Here is an 18,658-nt window from a genome sequence, read left to right on the forward strand (position 1 = left end):
TTTGTATTTGGAGCAAAAAAAAATTATGCAATATGCAGATTTTTGTACAGCATTTATGATATTTCATAATGGAGAAGAAGCATTAATTAACCTCAAATCCATTATAAAAGCTGAAGAAAAACTTCCAGATATAATTTTACTAGATCTTAATATGCCTATTATGGACGGCTGGCAATTTTTAGATGAATTCACCAAAATTAAAACTGAAAAGAAAATTACTATTTATATAATCACATCTTCAGTAGATCCAATGGATATTGAAAAAGCCAAAGAATATAATAATGTTAATAATTATATTGTGAAGCCTATAACACTTGAAGCATTGCAAGATATATTACATGACAGCGTAGAATAATTTTTATTTAATAAACAGCAATAAAAAAGCCTCCTTAAATTAAGGAGGCTTTTTCTTTTAAGCTTAAAAACTAATGGGATGAAAGATTATCCTTTCCCTTCCATTTTGTCTTTTAATGCTTGAAGATCTGCATTTACATCACCAATAGTGGTTTTCTCGTTATTCTGAGCTGCTTTTTTAGCGGCTTGTTTAACGATTTTTTGCTCTTCTTCTTTATGTATAGCCATATGTGAAGCTACCACTCTCTTGAATTCTTTGTTGAATTCAATAATTTGGAACTCCGCAGACTCACCAGCATTCAATTTCTTACCATCTTCTTTTTCAAGATGACGTGTAGGAACAAATGCAGTAATATCCTCATTAAACTCTATGGTTGCACCTTTGTCAACTATTTCAGCTATCTCCGCAGTATGGGTTGTCCCAACAGCGAATTCAGTTTCATATTTATCCCAAGGGTTAGACTCAGTTTGTTTGTGACCTAAACTTAATTTACGTCCTTCCACATCTAATTCTAATACAACAACTTCCAACTTATCACCTACGTTAGTAAATTCAGATGGATGCTTGATCTTCTTAGTCCAAGAAAGGTCAGAAATATAAATAAGTCCGTCGATTCCTTCTTCCAATTCTACGAATACACCAAAGTTTGTAAAGTTACGTACAATCCCTGTGTGCTTAGAACCAACTGGATATTTAGAAGTAATATCTGTCCATGGATCTGCGCTTAATTGCTTAATACCAAGAGACATTTTACGATCATCACGATCTAAAGTTAAGATTTGAGCTTCAACCTCATCTCCTACTTTCACGAAATCCTGAGCTGAACGTAAATGCGTACTCCAAGACATTTCAGAAACGTGAATAAGTCCTTCAACTCCTTCAGCAACTTCAATAAATGCTCCGTAATCTGCAATTACAACTACTTTTCCTTTAACGTTGTCTCCAACTTTAAGGTTTTCATCTAAAGCTTCCCATGGATGTTTGTGTAATTGTTTTAAACCTAATTGAATTCTAGTCTTAGCTTCATCGAAGTCAAGAATAACAACATTCAATTTCTGGTCTAATTCAACTATTTCGTTTGGATGGTTAATACGAGACCAAGAAAGATCTGTAATGTGAACCAATCCATCAACTCCACCAAGATCTACGAATACACCGTAAGAAGTAATATTCTTAACAGTACCTTCTAATACTTGACCTTTTTCTAGTTGACCAATGATTTCTTTTTTCTGCTCTTCGATATCTGCTTCGATAAGCGCTTTGTGAGATACAACAACATTTTTAAATTCGTGGTTGATTTTCACAACTTTGAATTCCATTGTCTTACCTACGTAAGCATCGTAATCTCTAATTGGCTTCACGTCTATTTGAGATCCTGGCAAGAATGCCTCAATTCCAAATACATCTACGATCATACCACCTTTAGTACGACATTTAACAAAACCGTTAACGATTAATGCTTCATCATGTGCTTTGTTCACACGATCCCAAGCCATAATCACACGAGCCTTACGGTGAGAAAGGATCAATTGACCTGTAGCGTCTTCACGTACATCAATTAATACTTCAACCTCATCTCCAACTTTAAGATCTGGATTGTAACGGAATTCGTTTAAAGAGATAACTCCTTCACTTTTCGCATTGATATCGATAATCGCATCACGATCTGTGATGTTGATTACTCTACCAGTAGTTACTTCATCATCTAAAGTATCTACAAAGTTTTCAGCAACTAACTTCTCAAACTCTTCTAACTTAGTATCATCTACAGGATCGATTCCTTCTTCGTAGTTGTGCCAGTTAAAGTCTTTTAAGAATTGCTCAGGGTTTTCCTGTTGTGCAGACGGAGCCGCTTTTGTTTGAATTTCAGAGTTAGACTCCTGAACTTCTGGATTTTTTGTTTCTTCAGCCATTGCTGATGTAATATTTGTATTCTGAGTTTTTTATGGAAATTTCAGATAATTAAACACAGAAGTGATTATATATTTGATTTTCAGCCCTTTTCTATTTCCATTTCTTTATCTAAAAAGGAGTGCAAAAATACGTATTATTTTTTCTAATACAAAAGCCTGAAACCAAATAAAATAAGAAGCGAAAATTAAATTTTTTGAGCCGCAATTGTGTCCTGAGATAATTGAAGGATTTTCTGAAATTGCTCCTCGATATTCAAAGCAGAATTATCGATCTCGATAGCATCTTCTGCCTTTACCAATGGAGAGTCTTCCCTGGTAGTATCCAGATGATCCCGATCTGTTACATTCTTCAACACCTCCTCATAATTCACATCTTGCCCCTGCTCTTTCATCTCTTTATATCTGCGTCCTGCCCTTTCTTCTGCAGTAGCCGTCATAAAGATCTTGAGTTCGGCATTTGGAAAAACTACAGTTCCAATATCTCGGCCATCCATTACCACGCCTTTTTCTAAGCCCATTTCCTGCTGTTGAGCAACTAATTTTTCGCGAACTTCAGAGATCGCTGCTACCCTACTAACATATTGAGAAACTTCTAAGGTTCTTACCTCATCTTCTACATTTTCTTCATTTAAATAAATAGCTGCATATCCTAAAGATTCATCGAAAACAAATTTTAAGTTTAAGGAAGGTAAATCTTTTATCAGGCCAGGCACATCAAAAGAATCAGATTTAATATATCCTTTGCGCATTGCATAAAGAGTAATCGCTCTATACATGGCGCCAGTATCTACGTAAACATAGCTTAATTCCTTTGCTAACTGTTTAGCAACTGTACTTTTTCCTGTTGAAGAAAACCCGTCTATAGCAATAGTGATTTTATTATTTGTCAAACTAGTTGAATTTTTAAGTAGTGAGCATTTTATTGAAACGATTCCAAAGATAAATAATCCTCTTCGGAAATGATTAAAAAAATAAACCCCGAATCGCTTCGGGGTTTAAAAATTATAATTGTTTTGGGTTATTCACCTTATCGTGGGTGAGGGCAAGATCTATCACTTCTTTCATCTCTTTTACATAATGAAAAGTAAGACCCTTTAAATAATCTGCCTTGATTTCATCGATATCTCGTTTGTTATCCTCACAAAGAATAATCTCTTTTATTCGAGCTCTTTTAGCTGCAAGAATTTTCTCTTTAATCCCTCCAACAGGAAGCACTTTTCCTCTTAACGTGATCTCACCCGTCATCGCCAAACTCTTTTTGATCTTACGCTGAGTGAATAACGACACCAATGAAGTTAACATGGTAATTCCTGCACTAGGACCATCTTTTGGGGTTGCACCTTCCGGCACGTGAATATGAACATTATATTTTTCGAAGACCTCAGGATCTAAATTCAGCATTTCAGCATTAGATTTGATATATTCCATCGCGATCGTAGCAGATTCCTTCATCACTTTTCCAAGGTTACCGGTAATGTTTAAATTCCCTTTTCCTTTAGAAAGTATAGATTCTATAAATAAGATATCTCCACCCACACTTGTCCAGGCCAGTCCAGTTACAACACCGGCAACTTCGTTATTTTCATATTTATCACGTTCCATTTTAGGGCTACCTAAAATTTCAATAACATCTTCGTTACTAATCTTTATAGAATACTTCTCCTCCATCGCAATGCTTTTGGCTGCATAACGCACCATTTTTGCGATTTGCTTCTCCAATCCTCTTACTCCAGATTCTCTGGTATAGCCTTCAACTATTTTTTCTAATTGCGCTTTTCCAATCTTTATGTGTTCCTTAGAAAGTCCGTGTTCTTTTAGTTGCTTAGGCAATAAATGCTGCTTAGCGATCTCTACTTTCTCTTCTATGGTATATCCTGTTACATTAATGATCTCCATACGATCTCTAAGAGCCGGCTGAACAGTACTCAAACTATTTGCCGTAGCAATAAACATCACTTTGGAAAGGTCAAATCCCATTTCCAAGAAATTATCATGAAACTCACTATTTTGCTCGGGATCTAAAACCTCTAATAATGCTGATGACGGATCTCCATTATGCCCATTAGATAATTTATCTATTTCATCCAATACAAAAACAGGATTACTCGTTCCAGCTTTTTTAAGACTTTGAATGATTCTACCAGGCATCGCTCCAATATAAGTCTTTCTATGTCCTCTGATTTCTGCTTCATCTCTTAGTCCACCTAAGGAAATACGAACGTATTCTCTACCCAAGGCTTCAGCTATAGATCTTCCTAAAGAGGTTTTACCAACTCCCGGAGGTCCATATAAACAAAGAATTGGAGACTTCATATCATTTCTAAGCTTCAAAACTGCTAGATATTCTATGATGCGTTCTTTTACATCATCCAACCCATAATGATCTCTATCCAAGATCTTCTTAGCTCGTTTTAAATCGAATTTATCTTTACTAAATTCATCCCAAGGAAGATCAAGAAAAAGGTCTAAATAGTTTCTTTGAATAGAATACTCTGCAACTTGCGGATTCATACGTTGCATTTTGGAAAGCTCTTTTGTAAAATGCTTTTCAACCTTTTCGTCCCATTTTTTATCTTTAGCACGAACGCGCATTTCTTCCATTTCATCTTCATTGGAAGCACCACCAAGTTCTTCCTGGATAGTCTTCATTTGCTGATGTAAGAAATACTCCCGCTGCTGCTGACTCATGTCACTCTGAACCTTACTCTGAATTACATTTTTGAGCTCTAGTTTCTGATTCTCAACATTCATGTATTTTAAAGTATCCAGCGCTCTATTCTTCAAATTATTGGTCTTCAATAATTTTTGCTTTTCTTCCACACTTAAATTCATGTTAGAAGACACAAAATTTATCAAGAAAGATGGACTTTCAATATTCTTTATAGCAAAAGAGGCTTCAGATGGAATATTCGGACTTCCCTTAATGATCTGTAAAGCCAGATCTTTAATAGATTCTATAATCGCTCCAAATTCAGCATTTTTCAAATCTGGTCTAACTTCCGGCACTTCATCTACAGAAGCAGTCATATAAGGTTTTTCAGAAATAACCTCTTTTATTTTGAAACGCTTTTTACCTTGAATAATCACTGTGGTATTTCCATCGGGCATTTTAAGCACCCTAAGAATTCGAGCCACTACTCCGGTTTTATAAATATCTTTTGCTCCGGGATTCTCTACATCTTCATCCTTTTGAGCTACAACACCAATAACTTTATTACCGCTATTTGCATCATTTATAAGTTTAATAGAAGTATCCCTCCCTGCGGTAATTGGAATAACAACACCTGGAAACAACACTGTATTTCTTAATGGAAGTATTGGTAAAATATCCGGGAGTTCTTCTTTATTTATCTCCTCTTCATCTTCTGGGGTCATTAAAGGAATTAACTCTGCATCTTCATCGATTCCTTGAAATGACAAACTGTCAATATTTAATAATTTAGATTTAGCCATATCTTTATTTAGGTCAAACTGTCATTACAGTTCATTATTTATATCTACGCACAATCTGCTGCAAAGGTTTAATCCTACTGCTTCTGCACGTAGCGGGTATTATTTTAATCTGTTAATTCAATTGTTATGCCAGCTAAAAGAAATGCATATTTTTTTCAGAAACTGTAACAATTTAAAAACTAAGCTATCTTTATAGTAAAGGAGCCTAATAAAAATTTCTTGACACCAACCATTACTTATACAGACGATTTGATTGTACGTTGCCAGAAACAGGAGCAGCGAGCACAGTTAGAAGTATACAAGAAATATTATAAAGCGATGTATAATACTGCTCTTAGAATTGTGAAAGATACTGCGGAAGCAGAAGATATCATGCAAGAGGGCTTTATTAAGGCATTTTCTAAGATTGATACGTTTAAAGGGAAATCGACTTTTGGAGCTTGGATAAAGAAGATTATAGTAAACCTAAGTATCAATGCCTATAATAAGAGAATTAAATACAACCATGTATCCTATAACGATGAATTTAAAAATGAAATAATTGATGCTGATGTAGAAGGCATTTCAGAGGAAGAAGAAAACAACTGTAAAATTCAGCATATTTTAAAAAAGTTCGATTTCCTGAAAGAAAATTATAGAGTCGTTCTTACACTACATCTAATTGAAGGGTATGATTATGATGAAATATGTGAGATCCTAAAACTTAGCCCTGCAAATTGTAGAACAACCATCTCGAGAGCAAAAGAACAATTGAGAAAAATATTATCAGAAAATGAAAGATGAAGAATTATATAAACTCTTTAATACAGAGGACTGCGATCTAGAAGAGCCTAAAATCGGCCATGAGGAACGTTTTCTCACCAAATTAAATGAGTCCCGAAACATAAAAAACACAAGCAGTGAAAGTGTTGTTAGACCACTTTGGACATCTTGGATAGCTGTTGCTGCTAGTATTGTGTTCGTAATAGTAATTGCCGGAAGCTTATTAAACACAAACATCCTGGCAAAGCCCGCAGATCTTGCTGCTATTTCTCCTGAAATGAAAGAAACACAGGAGTTTTATGCAAAAGCTATTAGAGCCGAATTAGAAAAAGTAAATGAATCCAAGTCTCCGGAAACTAAAATAATTATTGATGACGCCTTAGTGCAACTGGAGCGATTAGATTTAGAATACAAAAAATTGAGAATAGATCTTTCTGAAAGCGGTAAGGACAAACGAGTAATATTTGCTATGGTATCCAACCTCCAACAGCGCATAGATTTATTAAATACAGTTTTAGCCCAAATTGAAGAAATTAAAGAACTAAAAAACAACAAAAATGAAAGCACTATTATTTAACATATTAATTCTTGCGGTTATGTATCCTGCAATTCCGTTTTGTGATGGGAATGATACTACATCAGATAAATTATCCGGGAAACACACTAAAGAGAAAAAGATCTCAAAATCTTATGAGGTGGCGGTAGATGCTTTGCTAAAGATTGATAATAGCTACGGAAATATAGATGTATCTACTTGGAACCAGAATAAAGTTCAAATTGAAGTAGTTATTAAAGTAAATGGAAACGACGAGCAAAAAGTAAAAGAAAAGCTAGATGAAATCTTTGTAAAATTCGACCAATCTTCTGCAGGTGTTAGTGCTAAGACCTACTTTGATGAAGAAAAAAGGTCCTGGTGGAATATGATCTTTGGAGAAAATAATAATTTAAATATGGAAGTTAATTATTTCATTAAAGCTCCTGTTACTAATAATGTTCATCTTCTAAATGATTACGGAAATATTTATCTAGATAAGTTAACCGGGAATGCAAAGATCAATTGCGATTATGGAAGTATTGATATTGGTGAATTGTTAGGAAATAGCAATCATATTAATATCGACTACTCAAGAAATAGTCACATTGGGGTTGTTAAAAATGCAGTTATTAACGCCGATTATTCTGAATTTGAAATAGAGGATGCAAAAACTTTAGATATCAATGCCGATTACACGAAGAGTAAAGTGAGAAAGGTGGAATATTTAAAATATAATGGTGATTATGGAAGTCTAAGTGTAGATAAGGTTAGAAAACTAGATGGTAATGGAGATTATGTGAGTACTAAAATTGGACAAGTGTATCAATCACTATATTTTGATCTTGACTATGGAGGTCTTGAGATAAATAAAATTATGAAAGGTGCCGGAGATATTAAGATCAAATCCAATTATGCAGGTGTAAAACTTGGCTATGCAATGGATCAAGCTTTTAATTTTGATATTGCATCTACCTATGGAGGCATTGATGGATTGGATGGTTTAGAGATGCAAAAGAAAAGTAATGAATCAACCAAAAAGAGTTATTCTGGCTATCATCTTAATTCTGGCAACCAAAGTAATATTGAGATAAGAAGCAACTACGCAAACATCACATTTCAAAAAAATTAACTAAACAATTAAAACAAATCGATCATGAAAAATGTAATTATTTTATTATGCCTTGTATTTATGGGCACAACCTCTATGAATGCACAATGGTGGGGCAGTAAAAAAGTGAATGGAAATGGAAATATGGTAACAGATACACGTAGTACCCCTAGCTACGATGCAATTGCCCTTGTAGGTTCTTTAGATGTACAGATCATTTCTGGAACTGAGGGAAAACTTAAAGTAGAAGCAGAAAGTAATCTACAAGAATATATTCTAACCGAAGTGAAAGATGGAAAGCTTAAAATTTCTGTTGAAAAAGATGTGTCCTTAAACCCATCTCGAAATATGAATATTCTAGTGACGGTTCCTGTAAAAACTATTAGTAGTCTTTCTGTAACCGGATCGGGGGATGTTTCCAATAGCGGAGTGCTAAAAGCAGAAGAGTTAAAAGTAGGAGTTACCGGCTCCGGGGATATTAACCTTACTGTAGAAGCAAAAGAATTATGGGGATCTATCACAGGATCTGGGGATATAAAATTAAATGGTAAAACACAAGACTTTAGCTGTAAAGTAACAGGATCCGGAGACTTTATGGCCTACAATCTAAATGCAAAAAATGTAGAAGCTGCAGTTTCAGGATCGGGAGATATCCAGGTATCAGCCTCTCAATCATTAAAAGCACGTGTTTCTGGCTCCGGAGACATAAGTTACAGAGGAAATCCAGAGAAGCAGGATTTTAAAACCTCAGGCTCTGGAGACATTTCCAAGCATTAGATTGAGATTTAAATAAATCAAACATAATAATCCCGTATGAGTCAACTAACTTTTACGGGATTACTTATTTTAGGTACTCGCAGTAACAAAAATACCCCTGCAACAAAAAACACTATTAAAAATAGAATAGCATTTCGAACACTTCCCGTTAACTGCGCTACAATGCCATACATAGACATCCCTATTACGATTCCTATCTTTTCAGAAACATCATAAAAGCTAAAATAACTTGCACTATCCAGTGTGTTCTCTGGAAGCATTTTAGAATAGGTAGAACGAGATAAAGCCTGGATACCACCCATTATAAGCCCTACAGCTGCTGCGGCGACATAAAACTCTTGCGGGGTTATTATGAAATAAGCATAAATACATATTAAGATCCAGAAGATATTTAAATAAATAAGTGTCTTAATATTCCCTATTTTAATTGCTATTCGAGATGTCAAGGTAGCACCTGCAACCGCAACAAGCTGAATTAAAAGGATACTAACTATTAATCCAGTAGTGGCATCCTGTTCTCCCCAGTCCAATTCTTCAATTCCAAAATACGTGGCAATTAACATAATTGTCTGTACAGCCATGCTGTAGGTGAAAAAAGCAACTAGATATCTACTTAGCCTCACCTGATGCTTAAGGGCGAACCAAATTTTCTTTATTTCCTTAAAACCGTTGAAAAGAACATTTCTAGTAAGCTTTTCCTTCTTATTTCCTTTTGGTAAATATTTATAGGTGTATTGGCTAAATCCAATCCACCAAACCCCTGTTAGAACAAATGACAATCTGGTAGGTAAACCTTCATCTTCAAAACCAAACCAATCATATTTCATGATCATAATCAAACAAATGATCAAGAGAATTACACTTCCAATATATCCCAAGGAAAAACCTTTGGCACTAATTTTATCCTGCTGCTCCGGAAAAGCAATATCCGGTAAGTATGAATTATAAAAAACTAGACTAGACCAAAAGCCAATTAGAGCAAAGAAGTAGCATAAAAGCCCAAACCACAGAAAATCTAGACTAAACCAAAATAGACCAATGCAAGAAATAGCTCCTAAATAGCAAAAGAACTTTAGAAAAGATTTTTTATTCCCAACATAATCTGAGATCCCGGATAGAAAGGGACTAAAAATAGAAACTACTAAAAAAGCTAAAGCAGTAACGTAACTGATTAAAGAATCGTTATTAAGATTGAATCCCATAAAATTTATGGTGTCATCTATAATTTTTCCATCGCTATCTTTAACAATTGTGATAGCACCATAAAAAATCGGGAAGATTGCTGAAGCGATTACCAAACTGTAAACTGAGTTGGCCCAATCATAAAATGCCCAAGCATTTAATAATTTCTTGCTTCCTTTAGGGGGATATTTCATTTTTTAAAAATAAAAAAAAAGCCGCTCTAAAAGAACGGCTTTCTAAAAAGTTATAATAAATATCCTATTTAAAGGTAGTTACACCATATTTTGCAGCTTCAGCTTTAGCTTGTGGTGCCCAGTTAGTAAGATTATTAATTCTAGTTTGAGAAGATGGGTGAGTACTCAAAAACTCTGGTGGAGCTTGTCCTCCACTATTTGCTGCCATTCTTCTCCAAAGATCTGCTGCTTCGTCTGGATTATATCCGGCAATAGCCATTAAAGTTAATCCAATTCTATCTGCTTCAGTTTCATGACTTCTGCTAAAAGGTAACATTACCCCCAATTGAGACCCTAATCCGTATGCTTGTGCAAAGATTTGTTGTGTTTGTTGGCTTCTTCCACTAACAGCAACACTTCCTGCCACTGCACCTAATTGTTGCAATTGGGCAGCACTCATACGTTGAGCACCGTGATCTGCAAGTGCGTGAGCTACCTCATGAGCCATCACCACAGCTAGTCCGGTTTCATCCTTAGCAATTGGTAAAATACCGGTATATGCTACTACCTTACCTCCTGGCATTGCCCAGGCATTCACTGCTTCGTCATCCACCAAGTTAAATTCCCAAGCAAAATCCTTTAAGTATCGTTGGTATCCATTCGCATTCAGGTATCTCTCCGATGCAGTAACTATTTTCTGACCTACATTTTTCACCATTCTCGCTTCAGAAGTCCCCGTAACAACTTTGTTTTCAGCTAAAAATTGATCGTACTGTGCAAAAGATGCAGGGAATATTTGATCGTTAGATACAAAGTTTAAATTCTTTTCTCCTGTAAAAGGATTGGTTTTACAACCAACCATAACAAAGACAGCAAAAACTGCTATAAATAAATTTTTAATTCTCATGATTTTTGGTTTTAGGTTGATAAAAATACAAAACAAGCGCCTTCACTAAATAAGGTTTATGTTTGCTTTAACAGTTATGGTTTTCCAAAAATGATACCATAATTAAAAACAAATCCCCTATTCATAAGAAACTAAGGATTCTTAAATTTTAATTAACTTCGCTTTTCTAATTAATTTTATGCCTCAAAAATCAGAGAAAAAGAAACCGGTTCAAGTGTTACTTGCACCAAAATATTTGTTAGTTACCGGGAAGGTGTTAACAGCAATCTCACCATTTCTTGCGAGTAGATTTGCTGCAAGACTCTTTCTTACTCCTTATAAATATAAACTTCCTGAAAGGGAAAAAGAAATGGATCTCCAGTCTCGAAAAGAAGCTATAACCGTTCCCTCAATAAATAGAGATATTGTTGTTTATCACTATGGAGAATCCAAGAAAAAAAATATTGTTGATTCACGGTTGGAGTGGTACCGGAACTCAGATGGCAGTGATTGCAAAAGAGCTTGTTCAGAAAGGATATAGTACCCTAAGTTTTGATGCTCCTGCGCATGGTAAGTCACCTGGAAAAATTAGCATGATGCCATTTTTTATTGAATCTATTCATCATTTAGAAAAACTTCATGGACCTTTTCATTCAGCCATTGGCCACTCCTTGGGAGGAATGTCTATTTTGAAGGCTGTAAAAAACGGCCTTGACCTAAATAAACTTATAATAATTGGAACCGCCAATAGCGTTACTCATATTACAAAGGACTTCGCAAAAAACATGAAGTTGAATGAAAAAGTGGCTAGAAAAATGAAAACTTATTTCGATTCAAAATTTGGAGAGGATATGGATAATTATTCTGGAGCTGTTTCTGCGAAAGCTGTAAAAATTCCCACGTTGGTAATTCATGATGAGGATGATGTAGATGTACATGTAAGCTCTGCTTATGAGATAGACAACAACCTAAGCGATAGCCAGTTATACATAACTAAGGGATTGGGACACAGAAAGATTTTAGGGGATTCTGAAGTAATTAACAAAATAACAACATTCATAGCGGTATAATCTTTGTAGTTTTAAAAATAAAAAACATGAAAAATTTATTTTTTGCATTTTTAGCAATTGTAGCCGTTAGTTGTAATAGTAGTGCTCAAAAGAGCAAATCTGAAGCAAGTTCAAAAGAAGTAGCTGCTACTTATGAAGTATCAAAAACCGATGCTGAGTGGAAAGAGATACTAACTCCAGCACAATATCAAATCCTTAGAAAGGCTGGAACAGAAAGACCTTTTTCGAGTGAACTAAATGACGTTAAAAAGCCTGGAACATTTGTATGTGCCGGTTGTGGAACCGAGTTATATAAAACAGCGCATAAATTTGATAGCGGAACGGGATGGCCGAGTTTTGATAGAGCAATCGAAGGTGGCATCGCAATGGGATCTGATTCTAAATTGGGATATACCAGAGATGAAATTCATTGCGCTACCTGTGGTGGGCATTTAGGACATTTATTTAACGATGGTCCTCGTGAAACAACCGGAGAAAGACATTGTATTAATGGAGATGCAATGAAGTTTATTCCTGAAACCAAATAAGATACTCAGAAATGAAAAAATATAATGTTGAAAAAACAGAAGAGGAATGGAAAAAATTGCTTTCCGAGGAACAATATAGAGTTCTAAGACAGAAAGGAACTGAAGCTCCAAATTCCGGGAAATATAACCTTCATTTCGATAATGGAGAATATCAATGTGCCGCCTGTAAATCAAAATTATTTGAAAGCAATAGCAAATTTGAAAGCGGTTGTGGGTGGCCGAGTTTTGATGAGGCCATAGAAGGAACTATAGAATATGTTCAGGATAAAACATTTGGAATGATTAGAACAGAAATTCTTTGTGCAAACTGCGGCAGCCATTTAGGTCATATTTTTAATGATGGCCCAACTCCTACCGGACAAAGATTTTGTGTGAACTCCGCTAGTATAGATTTCAATAAAAAACCATAACCTTTAAAATTAATATCATGAAAAAATTATCTACACTTATCATATGTGCTCTTTTTGCACTTAGCTCTTGTACTACAGATAGTGTACAAGGACCTCCAGGGCCTCCGGGACCAGAAGGACCTTCGGGAGTTAATGGCTTTATTGGAACCGCAATAGATGTAACCGGAGATTTCACTGAAGAAAACTTTTATACCCTTTCCTTATTTTTTGATGATATAGATTTAGAGGTATTTGAATCGGATGCTGTTCTAGTATATGTAAAAGCGGCTGATGGGCAAGACTCAAACGGTAATTCCATTGAAATTTTTAGAGCATTACCACAAACATACTTTTTTGGAGATTTTACCCTTCAACAAAATTTTGATTTCACTTTTGAAGATGTTTTTATCTTTCTAGACGGAGTTAATAGAGATGTACTCAATTAGATTTTGGAGCATTAGATTCAGAATTCAGATTAAACCAAAAATTCAGGGTTATTGTTTTACCGGCAGATTTCGCTCAGAATAGACAGCAATTAGATCTAAATAATATGAATGCTGTGATGAAGGCGTTGAATATTAGAGAGGCTGATGTTATTAAAAATTAGTAGACCTAATTAGATTATATTTTAATGGCTCTTTCCAACCGAAAGAGCCATTTTTTATTTGTTGCTAATTAAGGAAGTTTGGATAATTCTTATTCTTTCAATTTAGGCTTATATTCCCTAAATTCGCAACTCTAAAAATGTTTTAAAAATTCGAAATATGAGTAAATACGATATCATTGTTCTAGGAAGTGGTCCGGGAGGTTACGTTACCGCAATTCGCGCTTCACAACTTGGTTTTAAAACCGCTATCATCGAAAAGGAAAATCTTGGTGGAGTTTGTCTTAATTGGGGTTGTATTCCAACAAAAGCATTACTCAAGAGTGCTCAAGTATTCGATTATTTAAAACATGCTGAAGACTATGGACTTACCCTACAAAAACCGGATAAAGATTTTGGAGCTGTAGTAAAAAGAAGTAGAGATGTTGCAGATGGAATGAGCAAGGGTGTTCAATTCTTAATGAAAAAGAATAAGATTGATGTAATTGAAGGTTTTGGAAAGCTTAAAGGCGGAAAAAAAAGTTCAGGTTACAGATAAAGATAAGAAGACTAAAGAAGTTGAAGCAGATCATATAATTGTAGCAACCGGAGCAAGATCTAGAGAATTACCAAATCTTAAGCAAGATGGTAAAAAAGTTATTGGATATCGTGAAGCGATGACTTTAAAAACACAGCCAAAATCTATGATCGTTGTTGGTTCTGGAGCAATTGGAGTGGAGTTTGCTCATTTTTATAATGCTATGGGAACGGAGGTTACTGTGGTAGAATTCCTTCCTAATTTAGTTCCTTTAGAAGACGAAGATGTTTCTAAACAGTTTGAAAGAAGTGTGAAAAAAGCCGGAATTAAGGTGATGACCAACTCTTCTGTAGAAAGTGTAGACACTTCAGGAAAAATGATAAAAGCTAAAGTTAAAACCAAGAAAGGGGAAGAAACTCTGGAAGCAGAGATTGTTCTTTCCGCGGTTGGTATTAAAACGAATATAGAAAATATCGGTTTAGAAGAACTTGGTATTAAAACCGATAAAGATAAGATCGTTGTTAACGAATGGTACGAAACCAATGTAGCAGGAATTTATGCAATTGGAGATGTGGTAGATGGACCTGCTCTTGCTCACGTAGCTTCTGCTGAAGGTATTACTTGTGTAGAAAAAATTGCAGGAGTTCATGTTGAAGCAATCGATTATGGAAATATTCCAGGTTGTACGTATGCTACACCTGAAATTGCTTCTGTTGGAATGACAGAGAAACAAGCTAAAGAGGCGGGTTATGAGTTAAAGGTTGGTAAGTTTCCTTTCTCTGCATCTGGAAAAGCAAAAGCTGCCGGAACACCGGATGGTTTTGTAAAAGTTATTTTCGATGCTAAATATGGCGAATGGTTAGGTTGCCATATGATTGGTGCCGGAGTAACCGATATGATCGCCGAGGCAGTTCTAGGTAGAAAATTAGAAACTACAGGACATGAAGTTTTAAAAGCAATTCACCCACATCCAACTATGAGTGAGGCCGTGATGGAAGCAGTTGCTGCTGCTTATGACGAAGTGATTCATTTATAATATTTAAAATGTCACATCTCGATTACGATATCTAATTAGAGTCTATATATTGATTACAACAAAAAAAGCTTCGAAGTTTCGGAGCTTTTTTTATTTTATTTCGGGAGTAAATCGCAATACCAAAAAGCGATATCCCAAGATTGAGGTTTATCTTTAAAACAGTCATTTTCAGTTTTAGAAGGCGTATAAATTCTTTCAATAATTTCACCCAAATCAAATTTTACGGGTTCTTTAAAATTAGGCCCATCATATACAAAAGTGTGAAACTCTCCATTCTCGCCACAGGGGTCGACGTTTGAAGGTAAGCTCTCTATAAACTCCAAATCTATTTCCCTTCCACAAAAAGATTTATCTAACACTCTTGCATTTACACAAACCGTAATTGCCTTAAAGCCTTGAGCTATAAATTCAAGAATTAATTCTTTCGTATTCCTTTTCCATAATGGAAAAACTGGATTAATGCCAATTTTCTTCAACTGCGCTTCCCTATATTCCTTAAGATCTTTCAGAAATATATCACCAAAAACACTATGAGTAAAACCTTCATTTTTCAACTGAGTAACAGCTTCAGTCATTATGGAGTTATATTGCTCCATGGATACAGTCCCATTTAACTCAATCAACTGTAAAGGAATCCCGATTCTTTTTGCCTGTTGTACTAATAATTCTCTTTTCAAACCATGCATGGAAACTCTGTCTACTTCAGAATTAATCGTAGTTACGAGTTTTTCTACCTTATATTCTTTTTTCTGATGAATTAGATACAATGCAAGAGCAGCATCTTTCCCGCTACTCCAATTTAAATATGTCTTTTGCATGAGCCTCATTTCTTAATAAAGCTAGCAATTGCCAGATCGTAGCTTTGCAAGCCAAAACCTATAATTACACCTTTAGCTTGAGGTGATATAAAAGATTTATGCCGAAATTTTTCTCTGGAGAAAGTATTGGAAATATGTACTTCTACTACTGGAGTAGAAATGGCTTTAATAGCATCACCAATCCCTATGGAGGTATGCGTGTATGCCGCGGCATTCAAAATAATACCATCAAATTCCTTATCTGCTTTTTGAATTTCATCAATCAACTCCCCTTCTATGTTGCTTTGAAAGTGAGATAACTCTGCATCTCTAAATTGAAATTGAAGCTTAGAAAAATAATCTTCAAAACTCTTATCTCCATAAGTATCCGGTTCTCTAGTACCTAATAGATTCAGATTAGGGCCGTTTATTATAATTAATTTCATAATGTTAACATGTTGAAAATAAAGGAAATTTAATTTTAAAATCTATCTACAGGACTAAGTCTATACCCAATACCAATCATTATATTATTGAATTTAAAATCTTGAGAAGGCAATCCTAGAAAATCATCCACTTTCCTTCTACTTACTTCATAAGTATACCTTCCTTGGATAAATATAGATTTGGTAATATCCATTCCCAATCCAGCTCCTAATTCCCATCCAAACTGATCTTTGGTACCAGTAACATCATCACTGCCCAGTAAATAAGTTACCTGAGTTCCAGCTTGCACATTAAATCCTTTACCTCCAATTTGGTATTTGAGCATTAGCGGTAAATAGATAATATTAAAATCGTTTACATATGCAAAATTTGCTGCAGGTTGTAAATGAAACTTTTCATTGATATAAATATCAACAAAAGCCCCAGCATATACCCCGGAACCATAGTCGTTCCATTCTGCATTATCTCTTTCTCCATTTACTTCAGCATAAACATAGCCGCCAATAAAACCAACTTTTGTGTCCTTAGACCTCCTGTTTTGTGCATTTAATACTGAGGTAGAAATTAGAATAAATGATATAATTAAAGCTATTCTAGACATATCGTTGTTTTAAAATCAAAAATCTCGAGCTAAGCCACGAAATATAAATTGAAAAATACATTTTAAAATTCGGGTGCTCCCTTGAACTATCGGGATGCAACTATCATACTTCTATGAAAGAATAAAAGTAGCATAAATATCGATTTTGCACCTAATAAAATTGAAGCAATAAAAAAGCAGGTGCATAGCACCCACTTTTCATACTATTTTAAAATAATAAAAAAACTATAAGCCAAATTCTACTCCAAGGTTTATAGAAGCCACTGAGACTCCATCCATACTTACTCCGGAATAGGAAGCTACTAAGCCGAGGTTTCCAAAATTATAGCCACTTGTGGCCTGTAGTAAAACCCACCGTCGTTACCATCATCTATTCCTATTGCGTAACCTACGTCTGCCCCAACAAAGAAAGCCTCAGTAATTCCATACCTCGCCGAAGCTGCAGTAGGAAGAAATTGAATATCATCTAATTCAACTTTCCCAAAGCCGGTATCTATTTCATCTCCAAAGAAATGAGAATATCCAACCAATGGACCAACATCCAAGGCATCAGCTACCTCAAACATGTATGCCACATCAGTTCCTAACTGAAATGTAGCTAAGTCATCTATGTCGCCTACTGGTAAACCAGCATTCACACCGAATTTAAAATGACCTTGAGCAAGGGCTGTAGAGATCCCAAAAAATGCAATAAAAACTAGAATTAGTGATTTCTTCATAATTGTGATTTTTAAGATTAGTTATTTAAAGCTATCGAAAAAAATTAAACAATTTACTAACAATATCGCAATGAAGGGATTTATTTACACTGAAAATCAACATATTACGTTGTAACGCATGAAAAAGGGCGGAAGTATTAATTTCCTCCTTTCTTATTCACAAGAAAATTTAAATCTCTAAAACAAGAATCCTATCCCACCCTGTAATACAGAATGCTTCACATCGCTATTTCTAAATAAACCAGAATACGAATCATCATATACATCCGATAAACCGAAGTTATAACGAGCATTCACAAAGAATCCTCCTCTAAATTTATAAGATGCGCCTAAGGCAACACTTAAATCTACTTTGTTAAATTGGTCTTCATCTAAAGGTACATCTCCACCATCTCCGGATGGATTAGAATCAATTTCACTATTTACCAAAAATCCAACCTGTGGTCCGGCTTCCAGCGATAATCCATCTACTAAATATAATTTAGCTAAAACCGGCACGTTGATGTAATCCAACTGATACTCTACATCGTTAGCATCATTTCTACTTGCAATATCGTAACCTTGTCCAGAATAAAGTACTTCTGGCTGCACCGAAAATTTATCGGATAATGGAATTTCTGCTAAAAGACCTAAGTTAAATGAGGTTCTAGAATCTGGATTATCGAAATCTCCAAATCCATCACCACTAAAAGTGCTGGAATTTATTCCACCTTTAACACCAAACATCACATATTCCTGTGCGCTTAAATTACTTAAGCTTAAAAATGCGATTCCTATTAATAAAATTGACTTTTTCATTTGTTTCTA

20 protein-coding genes and 1 pseudogene are annotated in these 18,658 nt (G+C 35.0%); 11 read left to right on the forward strand and 10 right to left on the reverse strand.

The features are described from left to right. Nucleotides 1–25 precede the first annotated feature (25 nt). Nucleotides 26–355 (forward strand): response regulator, encoded by a 330-nt coding sequence (locus ON07_RS14720; RefSeq protein WP_316928100.1) that lies wholly within the window; start codon nucleotides 26–28, stop codon nucleotides 353–355. An 86-nt stretch (nucleotides 356–441) separates the two neighbouring features. Here ON07_RS14720 and rpsA read toward each other — a convergent pair whose 3' ends face one another. The 3 genes from rpsA to lon all read right to left on the reverse strand — a co-directional run bounded on the left by rpsA (nucleotide 442) and on the right by lon (nucleotide 5,721). Continuing rightward, a complete protein-coding gene (gene rpsA / locus ON07_RS06200) occupies nucleotides 442–2,268 on the reverse strand; it encodes a 30S ribosomal protein S1 (RefSeq protein WP_010229107.1) in 1,827 nt (608 codons plus the stop codon). Between the two features lie 185 nt (nucleotides 2,269–2,453). Continuing rightward, a complete protein-coding gene (gene cmk, locus ON07_RS06205; protein ID WP_010229109.1) occupies nucleotides 2,454–3,158 on the reverse strand; it encodes a (d)CMP kinase in 705 nt (234 codons plus the stop codon). A 112-nt stretch (nucleotides 3,159–3,270) separates the two neighbouring features. Beyond that, the gene (lon, locus tag ON07_RS06210; protein ID WP_010229111.1) at nucleotides 3,271–5,721 is read right to left on the reverse strand and encodes an endopeptidase La; all 2,451 of its coding nucleotides are present in this window, start codon (nucleotides 5,719–5,721) and stop codon (nucleotides 3,271–3,273) included. A gap of 219 nt (nucleotides 5,722–5,940) precedes the next feature. On the opposite strand from lon, the gene ON07_RS06215 reads away from it, so the two are divergent. Genes ON07_RS06215 through ON07_RS06230 form a run of 4 tightly spaced genes read left to right on the forward strand, consistent with a single transcriptional unit; the run spans nucleotide 5,941 to nucleotide 8,903 of the window. Next, nucleotides 5,941–6,504, forward strand: a complete 564-nt coding sequence (locus ON07_RS06215) for an RNA polymerase sigma factor (RefSeq protein ID WP_010229113.1) — start codon at nucleotides 5,941–5,943, stop codon at nucleotides 6,502–6,504. Next, the gene (locus ON07_RS06220) at nucleotides 6,494–7,060 is read left to right on the forward strand and encodes a hypothetical protein (RefSeq protein WP_010229115.1); all 567 of its coding nucleotides are present in this window, start codon (nucleotides 6,494–6,496) and stop codon (nucleotides 7,058–7,060) included. The genes ON07_RS06215 and ON07_RS06220 overlap by 11 nt, the downstream gene beginning before the upstream one ends. After that, nucleotides 7,041–8,147, forward strand: coding sequence for a hypothetical protein (locus tag ON07_RS06225; protein ID WP_010229117.1), 1,107 nt, complete (start codon nucleotides 7,041–7,043; stop codon nucleotides 8,145–8,147). Before ON07_RS06220 ends, ON07_RS06225 begins: the two co-directional genes overlap by 20 nt. A 24-nt stretch (nucleotides 8,148–8,171) precedes the next feature. Continuing rightward, nucleotides 8,172–8,903, forward strand: a complete 732-nt coding sequence (locus ON07_RS06230) for a head GIN domain-containing protein (RefSeq protein WP_010229120.1) — start codon at nucleotides 8,172–8,174, stop codon at nucleotides 8,901–8,903. 41 nt (nucleotides 8,904–8,944) lie between these two features. On the opposite strand, the gene ON07_RS06235 is transcribed toward ON07_RS06230, so the two are convergent. Together ON07_RS06235 and ON07_RS06240 are read right to left on the reverse strand one after the other, a co-directional pair. Continuing rightward, nucleotides 8,945–10,279: an MFS transporter gene (locus tag ON07_RS06235; RefSeq protein ID WP_010229121.1), complete on the reverse strand. Its 1,335-nt coding sequence runs from the start codon at nucleotides 10,277–10,279 to the stop codon at nucleotides 8,945–8,947. 64 nt (nucleotides 10,280–10,343) lie between these two features. Further along, nucleotides 10,344–11,165, reverse strand: coding sequence for a M48 family metallopeptidase (locus ON07_RS06240; RefSeq protein ID WP_010229122.1), 822 nt, complete (start codon nucleotides 11,163–11,165; stop codon nucleotides 10,344–10,346). Between the two features lie 178 nt (nucleotides 11,166–11,343). On the opposite strand from ON07_RS06240, the gene ON07_RS17725 reads away from it, so the two are divergent. The 6 genes and pseudogenes from ON07_RS17725 to lpdA all read left to right on the forward strand — a co-directional run bounded on the left by ON07_RS17725 (nucleotide 11,344) and on the right by lpdA (nucleotide 15,287). Further along, nucleotides 11,344–11,685 carry a hypothetical protein gene (locus tag ON07_RS17725; protein WP_316928101.1) on the forward strand — a complete coding sequence of 114 codons (342 nt, stop codon included), beginning with the start codon at nucleotides 11,344–11,346 and terminating at the stop codon, nucleotides 11,683–11,685. Continuing rightward, the gene (locus tag ON07_RS14725; protein WP_316928102.1) at nucleotides 11,612–12,214 is read left to right on the forward strand and encodes an alpha/beta hydrolase; all 603 of its coding nucleotides are present in this window, start codon (nucleotides 11,612–11,614) and stop codon (nucleotides 12,212–12,214) included. The genes ON07_RS17725 and ON07_RS14725 overlap by 74 nt, the downstream gene beginning before the upstream one ends. A gap of 26 nt (nucleotides 12,215–12,240) precedes the next feature. Beyond that, entirely contained in the window at nucleotides 12,241–12,741 is a 501-nt protein-coding gene (gene msrB, locus ON07_RS06250) for a peptide-methionine (R)-S-oxide reductase MsrB (protein ID WP_010229123.1), read from the forward strand. 11 nt (nucleotides 12,742–12,752) lie between these two features. Next, complete coding sequence (gene msrB / locus ON07_RS06255) at nucleotides 12,753–13,151, forward strand: peptide-methionine (R)-S-oxide reductase MsrB (RefSeq protein WP_010229126.1); 399 nt, start codon at nucleotides 12,753–12,755, stop codon at nucleotides 13,149–13,151. A 17-nt stretch (nucleotides 13,152–13,168) separates the two neighbouring features. Beyond that, nucleotides 13,169–13,576 (forward strand): hypothetical protein, encoded by a 408-nt coding sequence (locus ON07_RS06260; protein WP_010229127.1) that lies wholly within the window; start codon nucleotides 13,169–13,171, stop codon nucleotides 13,574–13,576. A 318-nt stretch (nucleotides 13,577–13,894) separates the two neighbouring features. Beyond that, nucleotides 13,895–15,287 (forward strand): annotated as a pseudogene (gene lpdA, locus ON07_RS14730) (dihydrolipoyl dehydrogenase). Between the two features lie 95 nt (nucleotides 15,288–15,382). Here lpdA and ON07_RS06270 read toward each other — a convergent pair. The 5 genes from ON07_RS06270 to ON07_RS06290 form a co-directional block, all read right to left on the reverse strand. After that, the gene (locus ON07_RS06270) at nucleotides 15,383–16,105 is read right to left on the reverse strand and encodes a Dph6-related ATP pyrophosphatase (RefSeq protein WP_010229129.1); all 723 of its coding nucleotides are present in this window, start codon (nucleotides 16,103–16,105) and stop codon (nucleotides 15,383–15,385) included. 5 nt (nucleotides 16,106–16,110) lie between these two features. Next, nucleotides 16,111–16,530: a type II 3-dehydroquinate dehydratase gene (gene aroQ, locus ON07_RS06275; RefSeq protein ID WP_010229130.1), complete on the reverse strand. Its 420-nt coding sequence runs from the start codon at nucleotides 16,528–16,530 to the stop codon at nucleotides 16,111–16,113. Nucleotides 16,531–16,565: 35 nt separating this feature from the next. Then, nucleotides 16,566–17,132: a porin family protein gene (locus tag ON07_RS06280; RefSeq protein WP_010229131.1), complete on the reverse strand. Its 567-nt coding sequence runs from the start codon at nucleotides 17,130–17,132 to the stop codon at nucleotides 16,566–16,568. Between the two features lie 302 nt (nucleotides 17,133–17,434). Continuing rightward, nucleotides 17,435–17,851, reverse strand: coding sequence for a hypothetical protein (locus ON07_RS14735; protein ID WP_010229132.1), 417 nt, complete (start codon nucleotides 17,849–17,851; stop codon nucleotides 17,435–17,437). 177 nt (nucleotides 17,852–18,028) lie between these two features. After that, entirely contained in the window at nucleotides 18,029–18,649 is a 621-nt protein-coding gene (locus ON07_RS06290; protein WP_010229133.1) for a porin family protein, read from the reverse strand. Nucleotides 18,650–18,658 lie beyond the last annotated feature (9 nt).

Origin of the sequence: Gillisia marina (assembly GCF_000258765.1) — a bacterium.
In the GTDB taxonomy this organism is placed as follows: domain Bacteria; phylum Bacteroidota; class Bacteroidia; order Flavobacteriales; family Flavobacteriaceae; genus Gillisia; species Gillisia marina.

What these genes read in the sequence shown, in the direction of transcription:
- ON07_RS14720 (WP_316928100.1), top strand. Translation starts at nt 26, where the DNA reads ATGCAATATGCAGATTTTTGTACAGCATTTATGATATTTCATAATGGA.
- aroQ (WP_010229130.1), bottom strand. Translation starts at nt 16,530, where the DNA reads ATGAAATTAATTATAATAAACGGCCCTAATCTGAATCTATTAGGTACT.
- ON07_RS06270 (WP_010229129.1), bottom strand. Translation starts at nt 16,105, where the DNA reads ATGCAAAAGACATATTTAAATTGGAGTAGCGGGAAAGATGCTGCTCTT.
- ON07_RS06235 (WP_010229121.1), bottom strand. Translation starts at nt 10,279, where the DNA reads ATGAAATATCCCCCTAAAGGAAGCAAGAAATTATTAAATGCTTGGGCA.
- ON07_RS14735 (WP_010229132.1), bottom strand. Translation starts at nt 17,851, where the DNA reads ATGAAGAAATCACTAATTCTAGTTTTTATTGCATTTTTTGGGATCTCT.
- ON07_RS06225 (WP_010229117.1), top strand. Translation starts at nt 7,041, where the DNA reads ATGAAAGCACTATTATTTAACATATTAATTCTTGCGGTTATGTATCCT.
- ON07_RS17725 (WP_316928101.1), top strand. Translation starts at nt 11,344, where the DNA reads ATGCCTCAAAAATCAGAGAAAAAGAAACCGGTTCAAGTGTTACTTGCA.
- ON07_RS06280 (WP_010229131.1), bottom strand. Translation starts at nt 17,132, where the DNA reads ATGTCTAGAATAGCTTTAATTATATCATTTATTCTAATTTCTACCTCA.
- ON07_RS06240 (WP_010229122.1), bottom strand. Translation starts at nt 11,165, where the DNA reads ATGAGAATTAAAAATTTATTTATAGCAGTTTTTGCTGTCTTTGTTATG.
- lon (WP_010229111.1), bottom strand. Translation starts at nt 5,721, where the DNA reads ATGGCTAAATCTAAATTATTAAATATTGACAGTTTGTCATTTCAAGGA.
- rpsA (WP_010229107.1), bottom strand. Translation starts at nt 2,268, where the DNA reads ATGGCTGAAGAAACAAAAAATCCAGAAGTTCAGGAGTCTAACTCTGAA.
- ON07_RS06290 (WP_010229133.1), bottom strand. Translation starts at nt 18,649, where the DNA reads ATGAAAAAGTCAATTTTATTAATAGGAATCGCATTTTTAAGCTTAAGT.
- msrB (WP_010229126.1), top strand. Translation starts at nt 12,753, where the DNA reads ATGAAAAAATATAATGTTGAAAAAACAGAAGAGGAATGGAAAAAATTG.
- ON07_RS06220 (WP_010229115.1), top strand. Translation starts at nt 6,494, where the DNA reads ATGAAAGATGAAGAATTATATAAACTCTTTAATACAGAGGACTGCGAT.
- ON07_RS06260 (WP_010229127.1), top strand. Translation starts at nt 13,169, where the DNA reads ATGAAAAAATTATCTACACTTATCATATGTGCTCTTTTTGCACTTAGC.
- ON07_RS06230 (WP_010229120.1), top strand. Translation starts at nt 8,172, where the DNA reads ATGAAAAATGTAATTATTTTATTATGCCTTGTATTTATGGGCACAACC.
- msrB (WP_010229123.1), top strand. Translation starts at nt 12,241, where the DNA reads ATGAAAAATTTATTTTTTGCATTTTTAGCAATTGTAGCCGTTAGTTGT.